The organism is Saprospiraceae bacterium (assembly GCA_016716185.1).
Lineage (GTDB): Bacteria > Bacteroidota > Bacteroidia > Chitinophagales > Saprospiraceae > Vicinibacter.
The window spans coordinates 1,704,812-1,719,973 of the sequence record JADJWV010000002.1 but is presented as its reverse complement, the minus strand read 5'-3'; the positions used below and the strand labels follow the sequence as shown (position 1 = coordinate 1,719,973).

Here is a 15,162-nt window from a genome sequence, read left to right as displayed (position 1 = left end):
TCCTTATATGAAAGCTATTCTATTTGCCAGTGCAGTGACCTTGATAGCAGCAGGCGCGTTGATCCTGAATCCTACTTTAGACATTTCAGAAAACAATTTCATCAATGTGCCTCCTGATGATTTGCATTTGATTGATAAATCTGGTATTCCGGATGAAGCTTTTTTACAAAAACGGGAAAATGAAATCCAGGAATTTCGCCGTCAAAAATATATTTACAGAAATCCAAATGTCAGTTTTCCCGGTAACTGGACAACGCAGGGTCCGGGCAATTTGGGAGGGCGCGTAAATACGATCGCCGTGCATCCTTCGAATGAACAAATAATTTTTATTGGGTTCTCTCACGGTGGTGCGTACCGGACCTTAGACGGAGGAGACCGCTGGATTCCTGTATTTGACGAACAATCCAGTTTGTACATAAGCGATATTATTTTCGATCCGACGAATCCAAACACTGTTTACATTGCCACCGGGGATCATAGCGGTGGATTTTACTGCGGACAAGGCGCCGGAATTTATAAGAGCACTGATCTTGGGTTGAACTGGACTTACAGTGGATTAAGAGAAACTCGCGTGATCTCAGAAATGGCAATCCATCCACTCAACTCGCAAATCATCTATGCCGCATCTCTGGGTTACAGTTATGGTAAAAACGAACACAGAGGATTATACAAGTCTGTAGATGGTGGAAAAACATGGAATAAAATTCTATATCTGAATGATTCATGTGGCATTACAGATATTGCCATGGATCCCCGACAACCCGATGTGCTTTTTGCAGTCAGCTGGAATAAATTAGGAATGCACAACCGGTCTTTTACAACCGGGCCCGACGGGCAAATTTTTAAAACAACCGACGGTGGTTTGAATTGGAAAAAACTAAGCAAAGGTTTACCCAGCGACAGCATCAACGGAAGAATTGCCATAGCTATAGCTGAGAGCAATCCCGACATCCTGTATGCGAGATATGTGCGCACCTACTCCTGCAACCGTTCAAACTCCAATCATCTGTATGCCATTTACAAATCGGAAGATGGAGGTGAATCCTGGTTCGACTTACAAGCGGTTTCAGATACATCAGGTCTTGAATGTGGCGTACTTGGAGGCTTCGGATGGTATTTCCGAAACATCGCTGTAAACCCTCAGGATCCTGACGATTTGCTGGTCATGGGAGTCGATATCTTCCGCTCTCTGGATGGGGGAAAAAACTGGTTTCCAGCAGCACCCGAGTGGTCTGGATATGAAGTTCATGCCGACAAACACGATCTGGTTTTTTTGTCCAATGGAAATATGCTTTTGGGAACCGACGGGGGTCTATACAAATATATAGCTGCAGATGACTCCTGGGAAGACATTGAAAATATTCCGACCAATCAGATATATAGAGTTGCTTATAATCCAAACCAACCTGAATTGTATTATGGAGGGTTGCAGGATAATGGATCTACAGGTGGCAACCAATTCAATATAGACGATTGGGAACGCATCTTTGGTGGTGATGGATTCCAAATGGCATTTAAACCCGGAAACCCCGATATCTATTATGCAGAATACCAAAATGGCAACATTTGGCAATATTACAACGGCAACTGGAGATCATTCACAAGAGGAATTTCCGGAACCAGGAATTGGGATTTTCCATATGCGATCTCCAAACACAACCACGACAAGTTACTGGCCGGTTCAACCGCAGTGTATGCCAATGAAAGCGATACGGCTGCAAACTGGTATGCGATCAGTCCGAATCTGGTTGCAAATGGAAGGTATCCGGCAAGATCAACTCCCAGTATTACCAGCCTTGACGAATCACCAATAGATCCCAAAGTGATTATTGCAGGTACCATCAATGGAAATGTATGGCGCACCAATAATTTTAACAGCAATTGGCAAAATATTTCTTCAAATCTTCCTCTGGCATACATTTCTTCTGTCAAATGCGCATACACCAATAAAACCCATTTTTTTGCAACACTAAGTGGGCACCGCGGAGATGATTTTAAAACCTACGTTTATAAATCAACAGACGACGGACAAAGCTGGACCAGCATTCAGGGAAACTTGCCCGATATGCCTGTTTACGATATTTTGGTATATCCGGGAAGGGGAGATTCGGTATTGTTTATTGGAAATCATTTGGGAGTTTATGCCACCCTGGATGGCGGTAAAGAATGGAAACGGGTTGGGGATAATTTGCCATTCATAGAAGTGTATGATTTAGAAATCAATGACCATCAGCAGACCTTAATCGCCGGTACTTATGGAAAATCAATCATGAGTTTTCCGCTGGCTTCGATTTTGAAACCCGTGGTATCAACGAAGCATTTCACAGCGTCTGATTTTTTTATGCTAAGTCCTAACCCCGCGACAGATTACCTCGAGCTGAAATCTGTTGTCAATTACCCATTTCCCGTAAATTACGCGATCGTAAACAGCATTGGCTTAAATATAAGGGATGGTAAGTTCTCCGATATCCGCAACGCCCGGATAGACATCAGTCAGCTAACTACCGGGGTGTATTTTTTGAAGATTCACGGAGTTGTGGATGCATTGAGCTTTGTAAAACTATAAAGTTTGTGAAATATCAGAATCTTCAATTTAAATCCTTGGATGATTTATTGAATTTTCTGACTGAAGACCAGCGAATTTTAACTGAAAGACTTCGCGAGATCATTTTTGAAACGCTGCCACATGTCAAAGAAAAACTCTCCTACAACGTTCCTTTTTATTTTCTGAACAGCAGGATCGCATTTATCTGGCCGGGAGCAGTGCCCTGGGGCAAAACAGTAAAATCCGGAGTTGATTTGGGATTCCCACTCGGCTACCTGTTACCTCCTAATTCTTATTTACAAAAAGGAAACCGCAAAGAAGTACATATCAAAAACATTTTAACTGAAGCTGATATTAACGAAAGAATCATTATTGAACTTCTGAATCAATCCGCAGAAATCGACGAAATAAAAAACAGAAAATACTGACATCATTCCATTTCTCCAGCCTTGAATTGTATTCTTCCCGGACGAACAATATTTCTTTTTTAAAATTGTTTTTTTGATCAGAGTTCATAGTTGTATAATGACTTGTCCGGCTTATACAGAACGCGAAATATTCAACATGGATGCATAAGCCGGTTTCGCACTGGACTGGGTTTGGAAACATAGATCGGGACTTAAGATAGGAATAATTCCCATCATTATTTTGATAACGTATAAAATATAATCCAGAAGGCAATTCGGATCTATATCGGCACTCTAATCCAGTAAAACTCCCTCGATGAATCAGATTGGCGGAGGAATTGTATAATTCAAAATTAGTAGTAACCATCAATGATTGAAGTACAAATCCATTTTCTTTGATTACCCTATTCAAATATTTAGCTTCTCCCTGAACGATGAATCAGACTCGCCGAAGCCTGCTGAGCGCACATGACTAATACATCCTGTATGTTGACATGTGAAGGTCGCGAGCAAATAAAATAAATGATCTCGGCAACATCGCGTGCGTTGAGCGGCTTGAAATCTTCGTAAATTTTTGACCGCTCGGCATCCCCATCAAAACGGGTCAATGCAAATTCCGTTTGCTCTACATGGCCTGGAGCAACCTGACTTACGCGGATGTTGTATCCGTAGAGATCTTGCCGCATGGCTTTGGTCAAAGCATCCACCGCAAATTTTGTGGCGCTGTACACATTTCCCTTCGGATAAACATCTTTCCCGGCAGTCGAACAGATATTGATGATGTGGCCAGAATTTCTGGCAACCATAAACGGGGAAACCAAACGCGTAACGTACAACAAACCTTTTAGATTTGTGTCGATCATCTCCTCCCAGTGCTTGAGTTGGCCCTGATGGATGAGATCCAATCCTTTGGCCAAACCGGCATTGTTAATCAGGATATCAATTGATTCTAATTCGTTACCTAACGATTGTAAGTTTTTTTCAACCTCAGCGTAATTCCGGATGTCAAAACTTGATCTGGTAATTCTGAGCTGCTTATAATCTGAAAGTTCAGCTTCCAGTGCTTCGAGTCGCTCCATCCTTCGTCCGCAAAGAATGAGATGTCCGGCGCCGTTTTCAGCAAAAACTTTAGCAGTGGCTTTGCCAATACCCGAAGTGGCACCAGTGATCAATACGGTTTTATTCATTCCTTGTGTATTTGGATAACATGGCTTCGAACTCTAAAATAAAATCCCTGAACTTCGATGTCGCGGGTCCGTCGAAACCCGTATGTACTTTAACGATTCGGTTGTCCTTGTCGACTACGATCATGGTTGGAAATGCCATCACTCCGGAAATCTGTGGAATAGCTGCTGCAGCTGAATCCCTGTTGGCTCTGCCACCAAGGGCAATATCATAAGGGAGTTGAAGTTTTGATTTAAAATCAGAAATCCGCTTCATGGCTTTTTCCCTTTCCTGATGGCGCTCAAAAGACAAGCCCACAACGACTACTTGTTCGTTTGGATGCTCCCTAAAATATTCTTTGAAAAAAACCGCTTCGTCCAAACAATTCGGACACCAGGAACCCATGACCTGCACCAGTTTGATCTTGTTCTCAAATTCTTTGTTCCGAAAATCAAGCAATTTACCATCAGGAGTTTCAAATCCAAAATAAAAGGGTGCAGATGATACGGCTTTGCTGATCGAATCGGCATGCATTAAAATCCCCTGTTCGACTCTTCGGGCAGACCACTGAGTTTTATGATGGATTCCTGAGTAAAACATACCATGTAATGAATCTCCCTCAATTTGCGCCCGGAAAAGAAATGCATGCGCGCCATCAAAAGTCGACAACCACAACTCTTCGGAAATTACTTGTCCGTCGAGGTATCTGAAATCTCCCGATTCCGTTCTGAATGTACCGGTCACCCGGTCACCGGATTGTTTGAATTCTCCAACTGCGGGATATGGATTATCCGTGTCCAATCCAAATTGTGCCTGATATTGTCCCTGGACTTTTATACTATTGGAATCGGGTCTGCTTTTTTTAAATCGATGTGTATAACCGTACCGGGCTTCAAATTCCATGGAATAATTGGGTTTGTCCAGGACCATCCAGTAACCCTTCATTTTATCGCCTTCCACAATGCCTTTTAAACAAGCATCGTATGGGCTTAATTTGATGTAAAATGTGTCGTCACCGGTTCGAATATCCCTTCCAAAATAGATTTCGTCAAACTCCATTCGCTCCTCTCCGTTGATGACCGTGAAAATTTGCTTGCCATCTGCGCGACTGGAAATTTCAAAATTGAAAGCCACAAAATTTGATTTGGATTCATAATCGACGTCGCGTTTCACATCTTTTTTCCGACCTTCGGTAACGATGAGTTCTTTGTGTTGATTGATGAACAACAAACCCCTCCAGGGGCCGGGAGCAATCTCTTCATATCGGTTAGGAATATTGACACATCCCCATAAGGTCATGCAACAGAAATATAAAATAATGAACCGAAATCCATTTTGAAAATTCATCATTTTCATATGTGCTTTTCGCAAAAAGTAAATGGAATTAAGCATCTGATTTTTCTCCAACAAAATATTGCTCCTTATTTCTGAAGAGCACATTGAAAGTAGTCAGGCTACCATAAATACGCGTAATGTATTGTTGTAAATTTACCTTGTCTTCGTCGTCGAGCTTACTGCTGTTGATGCGCTGTTCCATAACACGTAAGCGGTCGCGCACCATGATGATTTTATGAAAAAATTGTTCGATGGGAATTTCTTTATCTTTCAAACCTGATTCGCCGGGCTTGAGAATCATCGTCCCATTTTTCCACTTATCCCCCAGAGGAACCACCTCTGTGATATCAGACCAGGCCCTCAAAATTTTAGCCAGTGATTTTTCGGCTTCGTTAAATGTCACCGCTTCTTCGGGTTCAATCCTCTCGACAATTTCCAACTGCTGATAATCTTTTCCAACCAGCTTGATACCAAATTGCATAAAACAAACTTTATAGGCAGCAACATCGATGTGGATTACTACGCCATCTCCAAAAGCAGGATGCTTCACTCTCGAACCAACTCCCAATAAATTTTCAAAAGCCATAATTTAGATTTTACCAGCAAAGATATTTTAAAAACACGAGCATCTTATTTATATGCACAGGTCATCTCTCTTTTTCGAAAAGGCCCCGGATAACAAACAACTTTAAAACCAATCTCGCGCAAACGCCTTTTAAATATCCCTTTTGCACAATAGGTGCACAACAGTCCTCCGGGTTCAAGCATGTGAAAAAATTTCTCAAGAGACTTTGATTCCCAGAGTTCGGGTTGGTCATTAGGCGAAAATGCATCCATATAGATGAGGTCAAAATGAGCGTCCGGCTCCCAGGTATTAAAATCGGATAGAATTTTTTTTAGGCTGAAAAACTCAGATACTTGAACCTCAAGATCCCACGGGCATGTATGCAAACTCAATAAAACGGATGCACCTGAAGCAATTTCCAGAAATTCCGGGTAATTGAGCGTTTTATATACAGACTCTGGCAAGGGCTTGTTGTCAATAGCCGAATACTTTAAAGAAAGAGGGCTGTGGTTGTCCGCAAATGCATAACTAAGAAAGGCGTTGAGACCCGTTCCGAATCCCATTTCAAAGATGCTGATGTGCTCCCGGCCAGCTGCGATTGGTTTGAGTCCGTGGTCTATAAAAACATGTTTACTCTCCGATAGAGCCCCGTGGATGGAGTGGTAGTAGTTCTTTGCAGATTCACTGTATAGGCTATGGGATCCATCTGCAGTTGTGATCAGGCTTACCATAAGTCAAAAAAAAACCAGCTTCAAGGCGAAACTGGTTTTTCTTTTAAGGGTATAGGGAAATTAATAAATGAAACTCAAAATTTGCGCAATCCAGTGGCTACACTGATTCAAATTTTCTGCCACCGAAAAATCGTAAGGACAACCATAACCCCTGCTGCAGGATGTCAGGCCGCACAATGCAAGCAAACCTAAAATTGCCAGCGATTTTTGATTTTTGAATACTTTCATGTTATGCAATTTAATAATGAACCAATATGGCTATAACGACCCGCAAATATAAAATATTATCAGTAAAATCTAACTAAGTTTACCCGCGAATATAATTCCATACCCATGTCCCGAATACACCTTATCGCCATTGGTGGCAGCGTAATGCATAATCTGGCCCTGGAGCTTGCCAGGAATGGCCATGATGTAAGTGGCAGCGACGACCAGATCTTCGATCCGGCCCGGACAAAACTGGCTGCCCGGAATCTGCTACCCGCGCAGGAAGGCTGGTTTCCCGAAAAAATTACGAGTCAGCTGGATCTCATCATTTTAGGAATGCATGCCAAACGCGATAATCCGGAATTGGCAGCAGCCCTGGCATTAAAAATTCCGGTGTATTCTTTTCCTGAATTTGTTCAACACTCTTATCGCGATAAAATGCAAATTGTAGTGACAGGGAGCCATGGCAAAACCACAACGACTTCAATGATCATGCACATGTTCAGGGAAAATGGTCTGGAATTCGATTATCTGGTAGGATCGCAGCTCGATGGTTTCGAACTCATGGTTCGCATTTCCGATGCGCCAATGGCGGTGATTGAGGGCGATGAGTATTTAAGTTCATGTCTCGATCCCAGACCAAAATTTATGCATTACACACCTCAGATCCTGATTGTTACCGGTGTGGCATGGGACCATTTCAATGTATTCCCCAGTTACGAATCTTATCTGGATGCATTCAGGCAACGACTGCTTGCTTGTGATCAGGAGACCCGGATCATCTATTGCGAGGGCGATCCGGAGTTAAAATCACTCCTGCAAACATTACCGGCTGGAAAACAATTGTTGCCTTATCGGGCAGCTCCCCATGTTAACAAAGATTCAGTTACTTATTTATTGCATGAGGATAAAGAGTTTCCACTGCAGGTATTTGGGAACCACAACCTGGAAAATATGCAGGCTGCTTTGCTAGCTGCTTCGATGGCTGGATTAGACCCTATACGGGCACTCCAATCATTGACCAGTTTCAAAGGGGCAGCGAAAAGACTGGAATGTATTTACAGGGACGGAAACCGACATGTTTACCGGGACTTTGCACACGCTCCTTCGAAATTGAAAGCAAGCCTTTCGGCGTTGAAGGAAAAACACGATCCTTTAAAAATCCTGGCGGTAGTAGAACTTCACACGTACAGCAGCCTGAATCCGGAATTCTTGCCGCATTATTTTGGAGCTGCGGATGCTGCAGATAAATTGATCATCTATGTCGATCAGCGAGCCATGGAAATCAAGGGAATGCCCGCTTTATCCCCGCTTTCCATTGAATCTGCTTTCGGCCATCGTGATATGAATTTTAAAGGAAATTCAATTGAATTGGAGCATTCTTTGCAAGCCGAAATGTCCGATTTTGACATACTTGTATTTGCGGGATCGGGGCATTTTGGAAACCTGGATCTCAGCAATTATTATCAAAGAAGCTGAGTCTGGTTAAGGTTGGGTTTGAATTCCTTAATTTCGCACTTTTAATTATAAAATGAACAGAACAATCACTTTAAGAGACGCACTGCGCGAAGCCATGTCTGAGGAGATGAGGCGGGATCCTCATGTATTCCTGATGGGGGAGGAAGTAGCCCAATACAATGGGGCTTATAAAGTGAGCAAGGGCATGCTGGATGAATTCGGTCCGAAAAGAGTCATTGACACTCCAATTGCAGAATTGGGATTTGCTGGGATTGGCGTCGGTGCAGCCATGAACGGTTTGCGGCCCATCGTGGAATTCATGACCTGGAATTTTGCAGTTCTTGCTTTTGATCAGATAGTCAACAATGCGGCCAAAACCCTATCGCAATCTGCCGGACAATTTGCCTGTCCCATTGTTTTCAGGGGACCAGGAGGTTCTGCCGGACAGCTGGCCCAGCAACACAGTCAAACTTTTGAAAGCTGGCTTGCGAATTGCCCGGGGCTTAAAGTGATATCCTGTGTAGATCCTTATGATTCCAAAGGCTTGTTGAAATCAGCGATCAGGGACAACGATCCGGTTTGTTTTATGGAATCTGAAATTATGTACGGACTCCAGGGGGAAGTTCCGGAAGAAGAATACCTGGTTGAGATCGGCAAGGCGGCTGTCAAAAGGGAAGGGAAGGACGTCACTCTGGTTTCTTATAATAAAATGATGGAGGTGGTAAAACCTGCCGCTATCGAATTGGCTAAAGAAGGAATTGATGCCGAAGTCATCGATTTACGCACCATCAGACCACTGGATTACGAAACCCTGATCCAATCAGTTAAAAAAACCAATCGCCTGGTGGTGGTCGACGAGAGTTGGCCCTTTGCAGGAGTTTCTTCTGAAATTGCTTACGTCATTCAAAAACATGCTTTCGATTACCTCGATGCTCCGGTTACCCGCGTGAATGCTGCCGACACTTCATTGCCTTACGCTGCAGCCTTTGTTCAGGCCTATTTACCCAATCCGCATAAAGTAGTTAAAGCCGTCAAAGAAGTGATGTATATAAAGCGTTGAAACAAGAGGATACGCAGATCATGCATTCAGGATTTTTCAGGAAATTTTATTTTCTGCAATTCCCGTTATTATTTTTGGATGCCCTTCAAAAGCTCTGCCATACTGATTCGTTTACAGGTTCCAATATCCAGTCCGATTAAATTCAATTTTCCTATGCCGGTTCTGATCAGCCTCAAAACCGGAAATCCTATACTCGCAAACATTTTCCTGACCTGGTGATTTTTTCCTTCTGTGATGCCGATCTCAACCCAGCTTACAGGAATGGTTTTTCGTTCCCGGATGGGCGGGAAGCGGGGAGGAAAATCCGGTGGCGCATGTAGAATGTTCAGCGCTTCGGGTTTCATGAAATAATGCTGCTTTTGAATTCTGACCTCGACACCACACTGCATCTTGTCGAATGCAGCATCGGTAAAATCTCCTTCGACTAGACAGGTATAGGTTTTAACGACTGATTTTTCGGGGCTAAGGATCATTTGGTTGACGGCCGGATCATTGGTGAGAATGAGCAAACCTTCTGAATCCATATCTAACCTGCCCACCGGATAGACGTCGTTTTCGACAGGAAGAAAGTCACGAAGGCATTTCTGCCCTGGTATTTCCGGGGTAAACCTGCAAACGACCTGAGCCGGCTTGAAAAACAGGTAATAAACCAGTTCTCTTTTTGGGCCGGAATAACGCTTTCTCATGAAACTTAAAACGAAATTTATAGATTAGGTTTAAGATTAATGTGTTACAGCTTGACTATGAAAAACAAATACTTTTCAACAAATTATTACATGTTTTCAACAATGGATCTGTGAATTAACTTTTCGTAAATCATAGGATTTCACAAACTTATTAAAGTTTTCAACAATATGTTAATAAATAGCCGAAAAAAACCTTGACTTTTACCTTACTTTTGAAGCAGATATTTAAATATTAACTAATATGTGTTTTAGGAGCAATTTTGATTTTTATTTAAGACTTTGAACTGAAAATCAAAATTATAGATATTATATATAAAAATATATCTAAATTTTCCTTATATAATATCCGATCCTTCAATACATTTGTACCCGTTTCTCCTCGATTTAATAATAATTCAAACAAAATATACCATGACTCATCAGCAGGAACCTATTCTCATCGAAAATCCGAACCGCTTTGTAATTTTTCCCATTCAACACGACGATATCTGGAAATTTTACAAAAATTCAGAGGCGTGTTTCTGGACAGCAGAGGAGATAGATCTTGCTCAGGACCTTGATGACTGGAATAAAAAACTGAGTTCCGATGAACAACATTTCATCAAACATGTGCTTGCTTTTTTCGCAGCCAGCGATGGGATCGTCAACGAAAATCTGGCTGAAAATATGGTCAGAATGGTCCAATACCCGGAAGCGAAGTTTTTTTACGGCTTCCAGATCATGATGGAAAATATCCACTCAGAAACCTATTCCTTATTGATTGACACCTATATCAAAGACCCGAAAGAAAAAGACTTTCTGTTTCACGCCATGGAGAATCTGGATTGTGTCAAGCGAAAAGCAGAATGGGCGTTGAAATGGATTAAAAACGGAACATTTTGCGAGCAGCTCATAGCCTTTGCTGTCGTGGAAGGTATTTTCTTCAGCGGTTCTTTCTGTTCTATATTCTGGCTTAAAAAGCGAGGACTGATGCCTGGTCTTTCATTCAGCAATGAACTCATTTCCAGAGACGAGGGCATGCATTGCGATTTTGCCTGTTTGTTGTACAATCAGCATATCGTCCATAAACTCCCGAAAGAAACAATTGAAAACATCATCAGAGAAGCAGTTACAATCGAAAAATATTTTATCACCGAAGCCATCCCGGTCGCATTGATAGGTATGAATGCGGATTTAATGTGCGAATACATTGAATTCGTAGCCGACCGGCTCCTGATTGCATTGGGAAATCCAAAAATTTACAATGCAAACAATCCATTTGATTTTATGGATATGATTTCTATCCAAGGCAAAACCAATTTCTTTGAAAAGAGGGTATCTGATTACAAAAAATCAGGTGTAAACGAACCGCTTGCACCTAAGGTTTTCTCGATCGACGAAGACTTTTAGTTGGCTTTTAAAGTAAAGTCGTAAACCCTTTTTAGTTCATATTTTAACCCAACCCGTTCTATGCAAGTTATTAAGCGCAATGGCAAGCGTGAGGATGTCAGTTTCGACAAAATCACGGCAAGAGTAAAAAAATTATGTTACGGACTCGATCCACAATTTGTCGATCCGATTGAGATATCCAGAAAAGTGATACTCGGTTTATTTAATGGGGTCAGTACTTCTGATCTGGATAATCTGGCTGCGGAAACTGCTGCAACCTTGGCAACAATTCATCCGGATTACGCCATTCTGGCGGCTCGTATTGCTGTTTCGAATCTTCATAAAAACACAAAGAAATCATTTTCGGAAACGATGGAATTGCTCTACAATTACATCGATCCCGTTACCCAAAAGAAGGCTGGTCTGATCAGCGATGAAATCATAGAGGTCATCCGTCAAAATTCCGATCGGTTAGACTCAGCCATTATTTACGACCGCGATTACGATTTTGATTATTTCGGTTTTAAAACCCTGGAGCGATCCTATCTGCTGAAAGCTGAACAAAAAGTCGTAGAACGTCCTCAGCATCTGCTGATGCGAACAGCAGTGGGTATTCACTCGAATGATCTCGATGCCGCCATTGAGACCTATCACCTGATGTCAGAAAAATGGTTTATCCACGCCACTCCGACATTATTCAATGCAGGTACACCCAAACCACAGTTGTCTTCCTGCTTTTTGTTGAGTATGGTCGACGACAGCATTCCCGGAATTTTCGACACGCTCAGCCGTTGTGCAAAAATTTCGCAATCTGCAGGCGGTATCGGACTTAGTGTGCACAATGTCCGGGCCAAAGGAAGTTACATTAAGGGAACCGGAGGAACGTCCAACGGGATCATTCCCATGTTGCGTGTATTCAACGACACTGCCCGTTATGTAGATCAGGGCGGTGGAAAACGCAAAGGCGCATTTGCCATTTATCTCGAACCCTGGCATGCCGACATCGAAGACTTCCTGGAACTCAAGAAAAACCATGGTAAAGAAGAAATGCGTGCACGCGATCTGTTCTTTGCGGTATGGGTGCCTGATCTCTTCATGGAACGCGTACTGGAAGATGGAAGCTGGTCTTTGTTCTGTCCGAATGAGGCTCCCGGACTTTGCGATGTTTACGGAGCAGAGTTCAATGCACTCTATCAAAAATATGAATCGGAAGGACGCGCCCGTAAATCAGTAAGAGCACAGGAACTCTGGTTTCAAATTTGCCAAAGTCAGATAGAAACCGGCACTCCTTACATCTTGTATAAAGACGCTTGTAATCAAAAATCCAATCAGAAAAACCTGGGTACCATCCGGTCCTCCAATCTTTGCACTGAAATTGTGGAGTACACTTCTCCTGATGAAGTTGCAGTATGCAATCTCGCTTCGATTTCCTTGCCAAAGTTTGTCACAGATCAGACATTTGATTTTCAAAAGCTCGCTGATGTCACGCGCGTCGTGACCAGAAATCTCAACAGGATTATCGACATCAATTATTACCCGATTGAAGAAGCTCGCAGATCCAACATGCGGCACAGGCCAATCGGCATTGGAGTCCAGGGCCTGGCAGATGCTTTCATTCTGATGCGCATGCCTTTTGATAGCGAAGAAGCCAAAAAATTAAATCAGGACATTTTCGAAACCATTTACTATGCAGCCGTCAGCGAAAGCTGCAACCAGGCCGCCAGATATGGCAGTTACGAAACTTTCGCCAATTCGCCCATGAGTCAGGGAATATTCCAATTCGATATGTGGAATGTAAAACCCGAATCAGGCTTATGGGATTGGGATGCCCTGAAAGAACAAGTAAAGAAAACCGGACTGCGAAACAGCCTATTGCTTGCTCCCATGCCTACAGCCAGCACCTCTCAGGTTTTGGGCAACAACGAATGTTTTGAACCATACACTTCCAATTTATATACCCGGAGAACTTTATCCGGTGAGTTTATTGTCGTCAACAAACATCTGCTTGCCGACCTGGTCAAGAGAAATCTCTGGAATCAGGAAATGAAAGAAACGCTCATGTTCAACAACGGTTCTATTCAGAATATAGAGGCCATCCCACAAGACCTTAAAGACATTTACAAAACCGTTTGGGAACTGAGTCAGAAATGCATTATCGACATGGCAGCCGATCGCGGAGCGTTCATCTGCCAAAGCCAGTCGCTGAACCTCTTTCTCGAGAATGCAAGCGTCAACAAACTGAGCTCCATGCATTTCTATGGTTGGAAAAAAGGATTAAAAACGGGGATTTACTACCTCAGGACAAAATCAGCCGTTGATCCCATCAAGTTTACACTAGGCGATAAACACCAACAGAAATTTGTCGATAAAAAACCAGCCGCAGAAGAATCGGTAGAAATGATCCAGCAAGTCAAATCCAGTACTGAACTCAAACACAATTTGGAAGAAATGATGGCTTCAGCAGTCGTTGCCGAAGAACAAATCGTGGAAGGACAAGTCTGTACCATGGAAGAAGGCTGTATTTCGTGCCAGGGATGAGGAAATGGATCAAAGAGGATAGAGGATAGAGGATAGAGGATAGAGGATAGAGTATGAAGCTTAAAGCTCAAAGTTGAAAGTGAGTTCAGCTGAAATTTCAAAAAAAGTTTAATTTATAGGAACTTTTAGTTTTAGCACCTGCTTTTCCTAAAAGCCTAAAAGCCTAAAAGCCTAAAAGCCTAAAAGCCTAAAAGCCTAAAAGCCTAAAAGTCGAAAAGTCGTCCCGATAAAATTGAAATGATCTTCACAAGGGAGACAGTCACGTACAGTTTTATCGGGAAGTCGAAAAGTTTTTGGATATACCCTTAATTTTAATTAAACAATTCCTTAACTTTAAGGTCTAACTAAGAAACATTTGGGTCATCCTCAAAAAGTGGCCCCAGCTCGACAATTATGCTTGATTTTTCGCTGAACTCCCTCAACACGGATAATCCTTCCCCTTTGTCCGTAATATATGCGCTCACTGCCAGTTTTATATTAGCATGCCTGATCTCTTTTACTTTCCAAAAAACCAGCAGGCATATTCAGGCACCAGGTCATTTTATTCAATCCATGATCCTGGGTTCAATCATCGCAACCATTGTGACCATAGCCATCGGAGACAATATTGGTCGGGGTCTGGGAATGTTGGGAATTATGGCCATTATCCGGTTTCGCACCAACATCACACAAGCCAGAAACATGATCTTTATGTTTTCAGCACTGGGAATCGGTATTGCCTGTGGGGTCTTTGCATTCAATATAGCCATCTATGGAACCGCCTTTTTTTGCATAGTTGCTTTTTTACTCATCCTGACAAACTTTGAGCATTTTCCAAAGAAAAATCAAAGCTTGCGCATTCAGTTAAGTGAAGACATCGACCAATTTGAATCGCAGGTTGAATATATTTTCAGATCTCTTAAAATAAATGGACAATTAAGCCGGATTGAAAATCGGATCAACAACGAACAACACGAGATCGAATACAATTGGGATATAGAAAATTTATCGGATTCCGATGGCAAAACTCTTTTACAAACGCTAAACAAAAAATTCAGAATGAACTCCTTAAGGTTCATCATGCGAATCGAAGAACAAATCATATAATTCTAATAAATT

Annotated in this window: 13 protein-coding genes; 7 read left to right on the top strand and 6 right to left on the bottom strand. The window is 42.3% G+C overall.

All coding sequences use genetic code 11. From position 1 onward, the window contains the following. The first annotated feature begins 7 nt into the window (after positions 1–7). Positions 8–2,566 carry a hypothetical protein gene (locus IPM34_08580; protein ID MBK8955597.1) on the top strand — a complete coding sequence of 853 codons (2,559 nt, stop codon included), beginning with the start codon at positions 8–10 and terminating at the stop codon, positions 2,564–2,566. A gap of 5 nt (positions 2,567–2,571) precedes the next feature. After that, positions 2,572–2,973 carry a DUF1801 domain-containing protein gene (locus tag IPM34_08575; protein ID MBK8955596.1) on the top strand — a complete coding sequence of 134 codons (402 nt, stop codon included), beginning with the start codon at positions 2,572–2,574 and terminating at the stop codon, positions 2,971–2,973. A gap of 395 nt (positions 2,974–3,368) precedes the next feature. Here the strand turns inward: IPM34_08575 and IPM34_08570 are convergent, their stop codons facing one another. The 5 genes from IPM34_08570 to IPM34_08550 all read right to left on the bottom strand — a co-directional run bounded on the left by IPM34_08570 (position 3,369) and on the right by IPM34_08550 (position 6,975). Then, entirely contained in the window at positions 3,369–4,139 is a 771-nt protein-coding gene (locus tag IPM34_08570; protein MBK8955595.1) for an SDR family NAD(P)-dependent oxidoreductase, read from the bottom strand. Beyond that, positions 4,132–5,415, bottom strand: a complete 1,284-nt coding sequence (locus tag IPM34_08565; protein MBK8955594.1) for a TlpA family protein disulfide reductase — start codon at positions 5,413–5,415, stop codon at positions 4,132–4,134. The genes IPM34_08570 and IPM34_08565 overlap by 8 nt, the downstream gene beginning before the upstream one ends. Before the next feature lie 85 nt (positions 5,416–5,500). Beyond that, positions 5,501–6,037 carry a hypothetical protein gene (locus IPM34_08560; protein MBK8955593.1) on the bottom strand — a complete coding sequence of 179 codons (537 nt, stop codon included), beginning with the start codon at positions 6,035–6,037 and terminating at the stop codon, positions 5,501–5,503. A 44-nt stretch (positions 6,038–6,081) separates the two neighbouring features. After that, on the bottom strand, positions 6,082–6,747 hold the full coding sequence (gene mnmD / locus IPM34_08555) for a tRNA (5-methylaminomethyl-2-thiouridine)(34)-methyltransferase MnmD (GenBank protein ID MBK8955592.1): 666 nt from the start codon (positions 6,745–6,747) through the stop codon (positions 6,082–6,084). A gap of 60 nt (positions 6,748–6,807) precedes the next feature. Then, positions 6,808–6,975 (bottom strand): hypothetical protein, encoded by a 168-nt coding sequence (locus IPM34_08550; protein MBK8955591.1) that lies wholly within the window; start codon positions 6,973–6,975, stop codon positions 6,808–6,810. 105 nt (positions 6,976–7,080) lie between these two features. On the opposite strand from IPM34_08550, the gene IPM34_08545 reads away from it, so the two are divergent. Next, positions 7,081–8,433: a peptidoglycan synthetase gene (locus IPM34_08545; protein MBK8955590.1), complete on the top strand. Its 1,353-nt coding sequence runs from the start codon at positions 7,081–7,083 to the stop codon at positions 8,431–8,433. Positions 8,434–8,485: 52 nt separating this feature from the next. Further along, positions 8,486–9,472 carry a pyruvate dehydrogenase complex E1 component subunit beta gene (locus IPM34_08540; GenBank protein MBK8955589.1) on the top strand — a complete coding sequence of 329 codons (987 nt, stop codon included), beginning with the start codon at positions 8,486–8,488 and terminating at the stop codon, positions 9,470–9,472. 68 nt (positions 9,473–9,540) lie between these two features. Here the strand turns inward: IPM34_08540 and IPM34_08535 are convergent, their stop codons facing one another. Next, positions 9,541–10,158 carry a pseudouridine synthase gene (locus IPM34_08535; GenBank protein MBK8955588.1) on the bottom strand — a complete coding sequence of 206 codons (618 nt, stop codon included), beginning with the start codon at positions 10,156–10,158 and terminating at the stop codon, positions 9,541–9,543. A 411-nt stretch (positions 10,159–10,569) separates the two neighbouring features. On the opposite strand from IPM34_08535, the gene IPM34_08530 reads away from it, so the two are divergent. From IPM34_08530 to IPM34_08520, 3 genes are all read left to right on the top strand, one after another. Then, a complete protein-coding gene (locus IPM34_08530; protein MBK8955587.1) occupies positions 10,570–11,547 on the top strand; it encodes a ribonucleotide-diphosphate reductase subunit beta in 978 nt (325 codons plus the stop codon). Positions 11,548–11,607: 60 nt separating this feature from the next. Further along, on the top strand, positions 11,608–14,064 hold the full coding sequence (locus tag IPM34_08525) for a ribonucleoside-diphosphate reductase subunit alpha (protein MBK8955586.1): 2,457 nt from the start codon (positions 11,608–11,610) through the stop codon (positions 14,062–14,064). Positions 14,065–14,457: 393 nt separating this feature from the next. Beyond that, the gene (locus IPM34_08520) at positions 14,458–15,150 is read left to right on the top strand and encodes a DUF4956 domain-containing protein (protein MBK8955585.1); all 693 of its coding nucleotides are present in this window, start codon (positions 14,458–14,460) and stop codon (positions 15,148–15,150) included. Positions 15,151–15,162: the final 12 nt, after the last annotated feature.

Coding starts and splice junctions, on each gene's coding strand:
- IPM34_08535 (MBK8955588.1), bottom strand. CDS start 10,158: ATGAGAAAGCGTTATTCCGGCCCAAAAAGAGAACTGGTTTATTACCTG.
- IPM34_08570 (MBK8955595.1), bottom strand. CDS start 4,139: ATGAATAAAACCGTATTGATCACTGGTGCCACTTCGGGTATTGGCAAA.
- IPM34_08580 (MBK8955597.1), top strand. CDS start 8: ATGAAAGCTATTCTATTTGCCAGTGCAGTGACCTTGATAGCAGCAGGC.
- IPM34_08530 (MBK8955587.1), top strand. CDS start 10,570: ATGACTCATCAGCAGGAACCTATTCTCATCGAAAATCCGAACCGCTTT.
- mnmD (MBK8955592.1), bottom strand. CDS start 6,747: ATGGTAAGCCTGATCACAACTGCAGATGGATCCCATAGCCTATACAGT.
- IPM34_08540 (MBK8955589.1), top strand. CDS start 8,486: ATGAACAGAACAATCACTTTAAGAGACGCACTGCGCGAAGCCATGTCT.
- IPM34_08560 (MBK8955593.1), bottom strand. CDS start 6,037: ATGGCTTTTGAAAATTTATTGGGAGTTGGTTCGAGAGTGAAGCATCCT.
- IPM34_08545 (MBK8955590.1), top strand. CDS start 7,081: ATGTCCCGAATACACCTTATCGCCATTGGTGGCAGCGTAATGCATAAT.
- IPM34_08550 (MBK8955591.1), bottom strand. CDS start 6,975: ATGAAAGTATTCAAAAATCAAAAATCGCTGGCAATTTTAGGTTTGCTT.
- IPM34_08525 (MBK8955586.1), top strand. CDS start 11,608: ATGCAAGTTATTAAGCGCAATGGCAAGCGTGAGGATGTCAGTTTCGAC.
- IPM34_08520 (MBK8955585.1), top strand. CDS start 14,458: ATGCTTGATTTTTCGCTGAACTCCCTCAACACGGATAATCCTTCCCCT.
- IPM34_08565 (MBK8955594.1), bottom strand. CDS start 5,415: ATGACCTTATGGGGATGTGTCAATATTCCTAACCGATATGAAGAGATT.